Here is a 12,135-nt window from a genome sequence, read left to right on the forward strand (position 1 = left end):
GGACGGTATACATGCCGTACCGCAGGGGGCTTGCGGAAAAAATCCCGTTCTTGTCTATACTTACCCTCTGGATATCACTATCTTCATCCACTATCAGAGGGAATATATTATGGCGACTAAACCTCCATATCCGCACGAGGCTCGTATCGAAGCGGTTGAAAAGGGCCCTGCAGGCCACACCGTCACCTGGTATCAACTGCGCGCCGATCACCCTCATGAAAATACGTTAATCAGCGAACATCAAACGGAACAGGAAGCGCAGGACGCGAAACAGCGCTACGAAGATATCGATAAAGAGTAGCGGCATAATTATCCCTGCCCGCCGTGGTATATAGTTCAGCTAATTAATTACCTCTGTTTAGCGAAAGCTAAATGAAATAATTTCAGAATATTCTTCGGGGGATTTTTTCCCCCTTTGTCGATCTCCGCGCTTTTTGCTTTTATTTGTAGCGCATTGTCCCTTCGTTGCTATTTCTCCGGCATATCATGCTGTGCTTATTTCCGCTGATCAAAAATGAGGTCTTGACCTGCCAGGGTAACGATCTTAATTTCATTACAGATTAAAAAGGAACTTAGTTCCATATAGCGGAACAGCACAATGACAACCTTAGAAAATGCCGCCGCGGTATTAAAGCTTTTTACCCGTTACGGCGCGATGCAAGGCCAGCCAGGATTGTCATTCAGTGATGTGGTCGAGTCGCTGGCGCTGCCGAAAAGTACCGTTTCGCGGCTGCTGGCGACCATGGAGTCTCAGGGGCTGCTGGAGCGTGATCCGGAAACCCGCTGTTTTCATATTGGCCGCGTGTTGCTCTCGGTGGCCAGTAGTTATCTGTCGACACCGCTGGTCGATAGCGCCTCGCCTCTGATGGCGCGGCTGGCGATGGAGGCTAACGGCACCGGCTATATCTCGGTGCTGGAAGGGCGCGAAATAATAGTGATGCGCATGTTTCATTGCCGTCAGTTTATTCAGGTGGTGACCCCCGCCGGAAGTCGCTCGCCGGCGGCAGAAACCTCGGTAGGCCGTGCCATCCTGGCGCGTCACAGCGATGAATATGTCCGTGCGTTGTATCAGGATGCCTGGCAGGTGAGTTCGCCGAACTCGCCGCAAACGCTGGATGAACTGCTGGCGATGCTGGCGCAGGTGCGTCAGCAGGGCTGGGCATTAGCCCGCAACGAGACGCTGCAGGGTATCAGTTCGCTGGCAACGGCGGTGACCAATAAACATCGTGGCGAAACTATTGGGTTGTGTCTGTCATTTCCGTCGATTGAGGCTGAACAGCGCTATTCCCCACTGGTTTTAGCGGCGCTGATGACCACCGCGCATCAGCTGGCCGAAAAATTTGGCGATCTGCAATGGCTGCAAACCCATCCGGCTCGTCAGTGACTACTTTGCGCCTCACCAGGGAAAGCAAAGTGAAAAGCCAACACCAGGGCTTTATTTCCAGCTCACGTTGTAAAAGCAAAGTCCGCAGAGACTAAAAACAGGTCATTCTCCCCGGCGCGTTCCGCAGGGGAGAATTAACCTGAATAACCAATCCGATAATATTGCAATAAACCGACAGACAGGGTAATTCAACGGGGAAAATATGCGGCAGGATAATCCACTTAAGGATATGGGCATCGTCGTGATGCTGATTTTGCTTTCAGTGCTTGGCGCCATTATTGGCGTGCAATTGTTAACTACACTCGGTGTCACACCGAATACCTCTATTATTGGCGCACTACTGGCGATGCTGTTAGCGCGTATGCCAATGAAAGCCTTTCAGCGTTATCGTTCGATTGATACGCAAAACCTGGCGCAAACCGCCATCTCCTCCGCGACTTTTGGTGCGGCGAATAGTCTGTTAATGCCAATTGCCGTGCCATGGGTGATGGGGCAGCCACAGCTGGTATTGCCGATGTTTATTGGCGTATCTGCCGCGATGCTGCTGGACGCTTATCTACTCTATCGGCTGTTTGATACGCGCGTTTTCCCTGCCAGTAATGCCTGGCCTCCCGGGGTAGCGGCGGCGGAAGCGATTAAAGCCGGTGATAAGGGCGGTAAACAAGCCTGGCTGCTGGTGGTGGGGATTGTCGGCGGGGTGGTCGGATCGATGCTGAAAATCCCAATGGCGGCCTTTGGCACCGCATTTATCGGCAATATCTGGGCGCTGGGGATGTTCGGGATTGGCCTGCTGTTGCGCGCTTATTCCGAACCGGTTGGCGGAATTAATATCAATGCCAACTATATTCCCCACGGCGTGATGGTGGGCGCCGGTCTGGTGGCGCTGATTCAGGTCGTGCAGGTGATCCGCAGTAAGAAAACCGATAACAGCGGCTACTCCAGCCCGGACAGCGAAGTACGCAAAGCGCTGGGGTTGGGGTCGGCAGGGTATGTGCTGATTGCTGCGCTGCTGGCGCTGGCAGCGGGCTTATGGAGTGCGATGTCACTGCCGATGCTGCTGCTGTTTATCCTGTATGCCGCCTTTGCTGCCTTTGTGCATGAGCTGATTGTCGGTATTGCCGCTATGCACTCCGGCTGGTTTCCGGCCTTTGCTGTGGCGCTGATTACGCTGATTATCGGCATCCTGATTGGTTTCCCGCCGCTGGCACTCTGTGTGTTAACCGGTTTTACCGCCGCCACCGGTCCGGCCTTCGCCGATATGGGTTACGACCTGAAGGCGGGCTTTGTGCTGCGCGGCCATGGCAAAAATGTGCAGCAAGAGCTGTGGGGACGTCGCATTCAGCTGATCGCCGCGCTGATTGCTTTCCTGGTGGCGATTCCGGTGGTGTGGTTTGCTCACTTTAGCTATTTTGCCCAGGACTTACTGCCGCCGGTGGCGCGCGTCTATGCCAAAACCATTCAGGCCGGCGCTGAGCCGGGGATCGCGATGAACCTGCTGATTTGGGCGATCCCTGGCGCGATTATCCAGTTAATCGGCGGGCCAAAACGTCAGCTGGGCGTGCTGCTGGCTACCGGTTTGCTGATCAATAACGCCGCCGCCGGTTGGGCGGTGGTCGCCGGTATTGTGCTGCGCCTGATTATCAGCCGTATCTGGGGTGAGCGTGGCCGCACGCCAATGGAAGTGATGGCAGCCGGTTTTATTGCCGGCGATGCGCTGTACAGCTTCTTCAACTCCATCTTTACCAGTGGCAGCAAAAAATAGACTGAGGATTGAACATGAGTTTGCAACAAACTTTGCAGGTTTTTGAGTTAATGGACCACGCCAGGGTTAGTGGTCAGGATATTGTTGATCTGTTTGCCGGTTATGCCGGTGTGAAAGCCACCACCCATCGGGTGGACAGTAGTAAAGGCGGCACTGATTTTGTCCGCATCGAAATCCACGGCAGCGATGGCAAACTTCACGGTGGTAACGCGGCGACGCTGGGTATTATCGGCCGTTTGGGGGGGATTGGCGCGCGTCCGACACGCATTGGCCTGGTTTCCGATGCCGATGGTGCGGTGGCCGCGGTCGCCAGCGCCCTGAAACTGGCGGAAATGCAGCGCAAAGGCGATGTTCTGGCTGGCGATGTGATTATCACCACGCATATCTGCCCGGATGCGCCAACGCGCCCGCATGAGCCGGTAGATTTTATGGACTCGCCGATCGACGATCTCTCCATGAGCAATAACGAAGCTATTGCTGAGGCAGATGCTATCCTTTCTATTGATACCACCAAGGGAAATCGCATTCTCAATCACAAAGGCTATGCGCTGTCGCCGACGGTAAAACAGGGCTATATCCTGCGCGTCTCGGAAGATCTGTTGCGCATTATGGAGATGACCAGCGGGCGTCCGGCGGTGACCTTCCCGATTACTACCCAGGACATCACGCCTTATGGTAACGGTATCTATCATCTGAACAGTATTTTACAGCCTTCGACCGCCACTGATGTGCCGGTAGTCGGGGTAGCAATCTGTACTGAATCTGTGGTGCCAGGCTGCGGTACCGGCGCAAGCCATGAAGTGGATATTGCGCTGACGGCGAAATTTGCGGTGGAAGTGGCAAAAGAATTTGGCCGCGGCACCTGCCAGTTCTATGACGCCGATGAGTATGCCCGCCTGGTTGACATGTACGGCAGTCTGGGCCATCTTCGCGCGCGGAAATAATCATGAAGCAGACACTGGTTACGCTTACCATTGGTCAGTCTCCACGCAGCGATATTCTGCCGCTGCTGCTGGAGCATCTGCCGGAAGAGCAGATTGCTCATGCCGGATTACTGGACGGGTTGACTGCCGCTGAGGTTGCAGAGCAGTTTGCCCCGCAGCCGCATGAAAAGTTGCTGGTATCGCGTTTACAGGATGGTTCGCAGGCGCGTCTGTCGGCGGCCAAAGTGGAAACTGGCCTGCAGCGCAAAATACTGGAGCTGGAGCAGCAGGGCTACGAAATTATTTTGTTACTTTGCACCGGGGAGTTTGGTCATCTGCAGGCGAATAACGCGTTACTGCTGGAACCGGACCGTATCATTCCGCCGCTGATTAAATCCATTGTCGACAGTCATCAGGTGGGGATTGTGGTGCCGGTGCGCGAACAGATTGGTGAGCAGGCCAGTAAATGGCGTCATCTCCGTAAAGCGCCCTGTTTTGCGGTGGCCAGCCCTTACCTGAGCGATGATAAAACCCTGACGGCGGCGGCGCTGTCGCTGAAAGAACAGGGAGCGGATGTGGTGGTGCTGGATTGCATCGGTTACCACCAGCATCATCGTGATTTCCTGCAGAAATTGCTGGATATTCCGGTGCTGTTGTCAAATGTGCTGGTGGCGAAACTGGCTGCTGAACTGTTGGTGTAATCAGGGCGTGAGGCAGGCGACATTGCGCAGCAATTTTGCGTGACAGAGCGTTAAACAAACCTCTACACTGACTTTTCACACATTTTTAGGTTTCGAGGAAGTTGCATGCTCAACGTTAGTGAGTACTTTGACGGAAAAGTGAAATCCATTGGTTTCACCAGTGCCAGCACCGGACGCGCGAGCGTTGGCGTGATGGCTGAAGGTGAATACAACTTCGGCACGGCTCAGGCGGAAGAGATGACAGTGGTAAGTGGTTCACTGAAAGTTCTGCTGCCAGGTGAAACCGAGTGGAAAATCTATCAGGCGGGAACGGCGTTTAACGTTCCTGAGCACAGCGAATTCCATCTGCAGGTTGCCGAACCGACCTCCTATCTGTGCCGCTATCTGTAATCTGTAACTGGCCGGGGATCCCCGGCCAGACTGGCATATTCTGGCATATTAATGCTTCCTGCCCCCTGCGGCTGAACTCTCTTCCAGTGCCTGCATTAATAGCGATAATGCATTATCCAGTTCCGCCAGTGTCATTTCCGGGATCAGGGATAAGATTTTCCTTTCGTTTTCCACATGCGCTTCCACCACCCGATTAATCAGGGTTAAGCCTTTCTCCGTCAGTTGCACCAGCAGACTGCGCGCATCCTCAGGGTTGGGTAATCGAACGATCAGTTCGCTGGCTTCCAGCAATTTCAGCCGGTGCGTCATGGTGCCGGAAGTGATCATTAGTGCGGAGAACAGCGCCGTAGGCGACAGGCAAAAAGGGGCGCCGGAACGGCGTAAAGTCGCCAGCATATCGAACTGCCAGCGCGTCAGGCCAAACGGGGTGAATGCCGCTTCAATCCTCGGTTCCAGCAGCATAGTGCAACGTTTCAGACGGCCTATCGGGCCCATCGGGCTGGCATCGATATCCGGCCTTTCCCGTCGCCACTGTTCCAGAATTGCGTCAACCGCATCCGGTTTTCGGGTAGTCATACGTGCTCCAATGTCTTGACGTCAAGGTAATATCTTTGCAGACTGGATTTTTATCTTGATATCGAGGTAGTTTGTGAACAGTTTATCAGATTCTGTATTTAAGGATATCGCGCTGACCGCGCTGGCTCCAGTGATCTGGGGGTCAACTTATATTGTTACGTCACAGTTTTTACCACCCGACCGCCCCTTTACCGCTGCGTTAATCCGCGTTTTACCGGCTGGTTTGCTGCTGGTGTTATGGATGCGCACGCTGCCAGCGTTACGTTACTGGTGGCGTCTGTTGCTGCTGGCGGCGCTGAATATTGGCTTTTTTCAGGCGTTACTGTTTGTTGCCGCTTATCGCCTGCCGGGAGGAATGGCTGCGGTGGTGGGGGCAATACAGCCGCTACTGGTGATGTTTCTCGCCTGGGCAGTGGATAAGCGTCGGCCACTGGCGCTGGCGGTGTGGGCCAGTATTGGCGGCATCTTCGGTATGGCGCTGCTGCTGCTGTCGCCCCATAGCGTCTGGAATGGCGTGGGAATCATGGCGGCGTTGCTTGGCGCGGGCTGTATGGCGGCGGGAGCCTGGCTGACTCGGCGCTGGAGTCTGCCATTACCGGTGATGGCGTTAACCGGCTGGCAGCTGCTGTTGGGCGGGGTGATTTTGCTGCCGGCGGCCTGGCTGGCCGATGCCCCGCTGCCAGCGTTAAGTCACAGCCAGCTGCTGTCTTATGCTTATCTGTCGATTGCCGGTGCGCTGCTGGCCTATTGCCTGTGGTTCCGCGGTATTGCGCGTCTGTCGCCGGTAGCGGTGACATCGCTGGGGCTACTGAGCCCACTGACGGCGGTAGTGCTGGGTTGGGTGTTTCTTGGTCAGCAGATGAGCGGGCTGGCAATGGTCGGTTTAGTGATGGTATTGGGCAGTGTGGTGACAGTGCAGATAAGTGGGCGGCGATAACGTCTGAGCCGCTGCTATGCCGTTATCATGGCCGGTGCAAATAATTGGCGCGGCGGCATAAATGCCGTTATCACGGGCGGTGCAAATCATCGGCACGGGCGGCATAAATGCCGTCATCACGGGCGGTGCAAATCATTGGCACGGGCGGCATAAATGCCGTCATCACGGCCGTTGCAAATCACTGGCACGGGCGGCATAAATGCCGCCCCTACAGGGAATATCTGAAATATTGTAGGGGAGCCATTTATGGCTCCCGTAACATAAACACCGTTATCACGGGCGGTGCAAATCATCGGCGCGGGCGGCATAAATGCCGTTATCACGGGCGGTGCAAATTATCGGCACGGGCGGCATAAATGCCGCCCCTACAGGGAATATCTGAAATATTGTAGGGGAGCCATTTATGGCTCCCGTAACATAAACACCGTTATCACGGCCGGTGCAAATCACTGGCACGGGCGGCATAAATGCCGTCCCTACAGGGAATATCTGAAATATTGTAGGGGAGCCATTTATGGCTCCCGTAACATAAACACCGTCATCATGGGCGGTGCAAATCACTGGCGCGGGCGGCATAAATGCCGTTATCACGGCCGTTGCAAATCATCGGCGCGGGCGGCATTAATACCGCCCCTACAATACCGCCTCTGGTGGCGATTAACGCTGAGCTTCGCCGCCCAGAGCTTCCACCAGATTGCTGACCAGCGCCGCTAACTCGCTGGTCATCAGAATAAAGTCCGCATCAAAGCGCAGGGCGAAATCTTCACGGTCAATATCGTCATTCTGCTCGCGCAGGGTATCGGCGAAATTCAGGCGCTTCAGCGAGCCGTCATCGGAGAGCCGCAGCTGGATGCGTTCCTGCCAGTCGAGCGCCAGTTTGGTTACCAGCTTGCCGGCTTCAATATGGTTGGCAATCTCGTCGCACACCAGATCCTGTTTCTTACAGCTGATCACGCCGCCATCTTCGAGGATCGCTTTCAGTTCGGCTTCATCCATTAGCGCAAACCCGGCCGGCACCTCGCCGGAACGCACCCACTCAGTCAGGGTGAGCTCGATCGGACTTTCCAGCGTCAGCGGCACCACCGGCAGCGAACCCAGACTTTTGCGCAGCAGCGCCAGGGTATCTTCGGCTTTTTTGGCGCTGGCACAGTCGACCATAATCAGACCGTTAACCGTATCGATCCACAAGAAAGTCTGGCTGAAACGGCTGAAGGCGCGCGGCAACAGACTGTGCAGCACTTCATCTTTCAGCGAGTCTTTCTCGGTTTTTTTCAGCTTGCGTTGCTGTTCGCTTTCCAGCTTATCGATCTTCGCTTCCAGCGCCTGTTTAATGACCGGCGAGGGCAGGATCTTCTCTTCTTTACGGGCGCAAATCAGGATCTGCCCGTTATTCACATGGGTCAGCGCATCGCCGCGTGAGCCCATCGGTGAAACCCAACCGGTTTTTGCCATATCCTGGCTGCCGCATGGACTAAAGGAAAAGGCTTCGAGTTGCTTTTCCATATCGTCCGTCGACAGCGGAATGTCACGATTCAGACGATAAACCATTAAATTTTTAAACCACAACATGGTGTTGTCCTTAGCCGGGGCGCGATCTGGCGCGCAAGTCTTCAAGTCAGGGCGCATGATAGCGAAACATCGCTGCAGTTTCATTGCCTTTCCTGCTTTGCCCTTCTAAGGTAATTGACTCTGCGTCGAATAATGAGGACTAAAACGTGCGTATAGGTATCGATTTAGGCGGCACCAAAACTGAGGTTATTGCTTTATCCAACCAGGGAGAAGAGCTGTTTCGTCATCGGGTGCCGACTCCGCGTGATGACTATCAGCAGACCCTCGATGCCATTGTCGGGCTGGTGACCCTGGCGGAACAGAACACCGCTCAGCAGGGCAGTGTCGGCATTGGTATTCCGGGTACGCTGTCGCCGTATAGCGGCAAAGTGAAGAATGCCAATTCCACCTGGCTGAATGGCCAGCCGCTGGATAAAGATCTCGCCACACGACTTCGGCGCGAAGTGCGGGTAGCTAACGATGCTAACTGTCTGGCGGTGTCCGAGGCGGTTGACGGGGCAGCAGCAGGGAAAGCGACGGTGTTCGCGGTGATTATCGGCACCGGTTGCGGGGCGGGCGTGGCGCTGAATGGTCAGGCGCATATCGGCAGTAATGGTAATGCCGGCGAGTGGGGACATAATCCGCTGCCGTGGATGGATGACGACGAGCTGCGCTATCGTCAGGAAGTGTCCTGCTACTGTGGGAAGGCGGGCTGTATCGAAACCTTTATTTCAGGCACCGGTTTTGCCATTGATTACCAGCGTCTGAGCGGTCAGCCGCGTAAAGGAGCGGAAATTATTCAGCTACTGGATCAGCAGGATCCGCTGGCGGAACTGGCGATGAGTCGCTATGAGCAACGGCTGGCAAAATCGCTCGGGCAGGTGATCAATATTCTCGATCCGGATGTGATTGTGCTGGGTGGCGGCATGAGCAATGTCGCGCGGCTGTACCAGACAGTGCCGCTGTTGCTGAAAAACTGGGTGTTTGGCGGCGAGTGTGAGACGCCGGTTTTGCAGGCGCAGCATGGCGATTCCAGCGGCGTGCGTGGCGCGGCCTGGTTGTGGCCGCTGTAGCGGGAAATCAGCCCTCTGCCGTCACTGGCAGAGGGCGGCAGAGATTAGTCGGCGCCTGACAGCATTGCATCCGCCGGGGCACGGTCACGCTGTGCTTTGGTCAGCAGGAAGTAAGCATAGCCGACCGCCATAAACGCGATAAACAGTCCGCCAATTAATGCGTTAAACCACAGCATGGCGATCAGGCAGACAAACGCCAGCACCAGCGCTATCGCCGGCACCCAGGGATAGCCCGGCGCCAGGAAACTGCGTTCCATTTCCGGGGCGATACGACGCAGACGGAACAGACTTAGCATGCTCATCAGGTACATCACGATAGCGCCAAATACCGCCATGGTGATCATCGCCGCCGTTAGCGTCATGCCCTGCAGGTTGATCCAGTTGTCACTAAAAATTGCCGCGATGCCAATCAGACCACCGGCAATAATCGCCCGGTGCGGCGTCTGGAAACGCGAGAGTTTTGCCAGCCCCGGCGGCAGGTAACCGGCGCGGGACAGGGCAAAGAACTGACGCGAATAGCCAAGAATAATGCCGTGGAAGCTGGCAATCAGGCCGAACAGACCAATCCACACCAGCATATGCATCCAGCCAGAGTGTTCGCCGACAATCATTTTCATCGCCTGCGGCAGTGGATCGTTAATATTCGACAGCGTACGCCAGTCGCCTGCACCCCCCGCCAGCAGCATCACGCCAATCGCCAGCACCACCAGCGTCAGAATGCCGCTGATATAGGCTTTCGGAATGGTGCGCTTCGGATCTTTCGCCTCTTCAGCAGCCATGGCGGCGCCTTCGATGGCGAGGAAGAACCAGATGGCAAACGGAATGGCGGCAAAAATACCGGACACCGCCGGCAGGCCGAAACTCTCGCCACCTGACCAGCCATTGGCGGTAAAGTTTGCCACGCTGAAGCCTGGCGCCACGACGCCCATAAACACCAGCAGTTCTATCACCGCCAGCACCGTGACGCAGAGTTCGAACATCGCCGCCAGCTTGACCCCCAGAATATTCAGCGCCATAAACACAATATAAGCGCCGACAGCGGCATATTTAGGATTCAGTTCCGGAAACTGCACATTCAGGTAGGCGCCGATAGCCATGGCTATCGCCGGTGGAGCAAAAACAAATTCAATCAGTGTTGCCATACCCGCAATCAGGCCGCCGGTTTCGCCAAAGGCGCGGCGGCTATAGGCAAAAGGCCCCCCGGCGTGCGGAATGGCGGTGGTCAGTTCGGTAAAGCTGAAGATAAAACAGGTGTACATGGTTGCGATAAGTGCGGTGGTGATCAGGAACCCCAGCGTGCCTGCCACTCCCCAGCCGTAGCTCCAGCCGAAATACTCGCCGGAAATGACCAGACCTACCGCTATGCCCCACAGATGTATCGTGCCCAGTGTGGGCTTTAGCTTACTCGTCATGATGTTATCCCCGTCATCGTCTTGTTATTCGAGGTCAGCGCCTCGCCCCGGTTATCGCTTGCCAACTGCGTTTGATAATGACGCTGGCATGCAGGGGAAGACTTGACGCTGGCGCACTAAGTTTTGTCTTCTATAGTCAACTTAGAGGCAAGAAAAGTGCCAGTTGTACGCTGCGGTCAACATTGGGTCGTCTGCGGTCAAGCCGAACAGACGGCAGGCATCACATGCTGATAACACATTCGTTATCCCCGGAGCCTGACTTATGAGTGCCAAACAATACGACACCCTTGATAACACTGCGCTGACGGCTTTGGCGCACGCTGCTTTAGCACAATATCCCGCGGCGCTGCAGGGCGAACTGAGCCTGCTGTGTCGTTCAGAAAACGCCACTTTTCTGCTGGTGGCGCAGGGCCGGCGCTATGCACTGCGTCTGCACCGCGCGGATTACCATCAAAAAGCCGATATCGAGAGTGAGCTGCACTGGCTGAACGCCCTGCGCGAAACCGGTATTGAAGTGCCGCAAGCGGTGCTGAACCTGCAGGGGGAAGCGGTACTGACGCTGACGCTGCCAGACGGCGGCGAGCGTTATGCGGTGCTGTTTCACTGGATTGAAGGCGAAATGCCGACCACCGAAGTTGATCCACGCGCTTTCCGGCAGCTGGGACATATCACTGCGCGCCTGCATCAGCACAGCCGCCGCTGGCAGCGGCCCCAGGGTTTTCAGCGCATTATCTGGGATCATCACACCATGGTTAGCCCGCACAGCCACTGGGGACACTGGCAGGACGCACCTAATCTGAAAGTCGGCGATCGCGCCATCGTTGAGCAGGCGATTGCACGTATTGGCAGCGAGCTGGCGGATTACGGCAAAAGCGCCGACCGTTATGGTTTGATCCATGCCGATTTGCGCCTGACCAATCTGCTGCTGCATCGTGGTGAAACCCGGGTGATTGATTTTGACGACTGCGGCTTTGGCTGGTATCTGCACGATCTGGCGGCGGCCATCAGTTTTGTCGAGCACCATCCGCGCGCCGCCGAGTGGGTCGATCACTGGATCCACGGCTATGAACAGGTGGCGCATATCTCCGATGACGATATGGCGCTGGTGCCGACTTTACTGATGCAGCGCCGCATTCAGCTGCTGGCATGGGCCGGTTCCCATGCGGAAACCGAAATGGCGCAAAGCCTTGGGCCACAGTGGGCCGATCATTCGGTGCGTCTGTGCCGCCGCTATCTGGAAACCTCTCAGCTGCCGGTCGGCGCCTGAGCCTGCACTATTATCGGGCAGGGATGCGCACCCGCGGTGCCCGGCCCGATATCCCCTCTGCTAACCTACTGATTCCTGACGCCCTGATGGTTGGTACGAAATTTGCTGCTTACCCCGGTATAAGCTGTAACGATCCAGCCTGACTATTCCTTTTGCAGCGCG

At 55.8% G+C, this 12,135-nt stretch carries 12 protein-coding genes; 9 read left to right on the top strand and 3 right to left on the bottom strand.

Annotated features, from left to right (window positions below; translation table 11 throughout):
* Nucleotides 1–109 precede the first annotated feature (109 nt).
* From JWF83_RS07865 to ppnP, 6 genes are all read left to right on the top strand, one after another.
* Nucleotides 110–301 carry a YaiA family protein gene (locus tag JWF83_RS07865; protein ID WP_413649628.1) on the top strand — a complete coding sequence of 64 codons (192 nt, stop codon included), beginning with the start codon at nucleotides 110–112 and terminating at the stop codon, nucleotides 299–301.
* 297 nt (nucleotides 302–598) lie between these two features.
* The gene (locus tag JWF83_RS07870) at nucleotides 599–1,384 is read left to right on the top strand and encodes an IclR family transcriptional regulator (protein WP_413649629.1); all 786 of its coding nucleotides are present in this window, start codon (nucleotides 599–601) and stop codon (nucleotides 1,382–1,384) included.
* 202 nt (nucleotides 1,385–1,586) lie between these two features.
* Nucleotides 1,587–3,146: an OPT/YSL family transporter gene (locus JWF83_RS07875; RefSeq protein WP_413649630.1), complete on the top strand. Its 1,560-nt coding sequence runs from the start codon at nucleotides 1,587–1,589 to the stop codon at nucleotides 3,144–3,146.
* A 14-nt stretch (nucleotides 3,147–3,160) separates the two neighbouring features.
* Nucleotides 3,161–4,090 carry a DUF1177 domain-containing protein gene (locus tag JWF83_RS07880; RefSeq protein WP_413649631.1) on the top strand — a complete coding sequence of 310 codons (930 nt, stop codon included), beginning with the start codon at nucleotides 3,161–3,163 and terminating at the stop codon, nucleotides 4,088–4,090.
* A gap of 2 nt (nucleotides 4,091–4,092) precedes the next feature.
* A complete protein-coding gene (locus JWF83_RS07885; protein WP_413649632.1) occupies nucleotides 4,093–4,770 on the top strand; it encodes an AroM family protein in 678 nt (225 codons plus the stop codon).
* 105 nt (nucleotides 4,771–4,875) lie between these two features.
* Nucleotides 4,876–5,160 carry a pyrimidine/purine nucleoside phosphorylase gene (gene ppnP / locus JWF83_RS07890; RefSeq protein ID WP_413649633.1) on the top strand — a complete coding sequence of 95 codons (285 nt, stop codon included), beginning with the start codon at nucleotides 4,876–4,878 and terminating at the stop codon, nucleotides 5,158–5,160.
* Nucleotides 5,161–5,208: 48 nt separating this feature from the next.
* On the opposite strand, the gene JWF83_RS07895 is transcribed toward ppnP, so the two are convergent.
* Nucleotides 5,209–5,736, bottom strand: a complete 528-nt coding sequence (locus tag JWF83_RS07895; RefSeq protein ID WP_413649634.1) for a MarR family winged helix-turn-helix transcriptional regulator — start codon at nucleotides 5,734–5,736, stop codon at nucleotides 5,209–5,211.
* A gap of 73 nt (nucleotides 5,737–5,809) precedes the next feature.
* On the opposite strand from JWF83_RS07895, the gene JWF83_RS07900 reads away from it, so the two are divergent.
* Nucleotides 5,810–6,673: an EamA family transporter gene (locus JWF83_RS07900; RefSeq protein WP_413649635.1), complete on the top strand. Its 864-nt coding sequence runs from the start codon at nucleotides 5,810–5,812 to the stop codon at nucleotides 6,671–6,673.
* 657 nt (nucleotides 6,674–7,330) lie between these two features.
* On the opposite strand, the gene rdgC is transcribed toward JWF83_RS07900, so the two are convergent.
* A complete protein-coding gene (rdgC, locus tag JWF83_RS07905) occupies nucleotides 7,331–8,242 on the bottom strand; it encodes a recombination-associated protein RdgC (protein ID WP_413649636.1) in 912 nt (303 codons plus the stop codon).
* Nucleotides 8,243–8,388: 146 nt separating this feature from the next.
* Between rdgC and mak the strand changes: the two genes are divergently transcribed.
* Nucleotides 8,389–9,294 (top strand): fructokinase, encoded by a 906-nt coding sequence (gene mak, locus JWF83_RS07910; protein ID WP_413649637.1) that lies wholly within the window; start codon nucleotides 8,389–8,391, stop codon nucleotides 9,292–9,294.
* Between the two features lie 44 nt (nucleotides 9,295–9,338).
* Here the strand turns inward: mak and eat are convergent, their stop codons facing one another.
* On the bottom strand, nucleotides 9,339–10,706 hold the full coding sequence (eat, locus tag JWF83_RS07915; protein WP_413649638.1) for an ethanolamine permease: 1,368 nt from the start codon (nucleotides 10,704–10,706) through the stop codon (nucleotides 9,339–9,341).
* A 262-nt stretch (nucleotides 10,707–10,968) separates the two neighbouring features.
* On the opposite strand from eat, the gene JWF83_RS07920 reads away from it, so the two are divergent.
* Nucleotides 10,969–11,973 (top strand): phosphotransferase enzyme family protein, encoded by a 1,005-nt coding sequence (locus tag JWF83_RS07920; RefSeq protein WP_413649639.1) that lies wholly within the window; start codon nucleotides 10,969–10,971, stop codon nucleotides 11,971–11,973.
* Nucleotides 11,974–12,135 lie beyond the last annotated feature (162 nt).

The sequence above is a fragment of the Pantoea sp. B65 genome (assembly GCF_047308185.1).
In the GTDB taxonomy this organism is placed as follows: Bacteria; Pseudomonadota; Gammaproteobacteria; order Enterobacterales; family Enterobacteriaceae; genus Erwinia.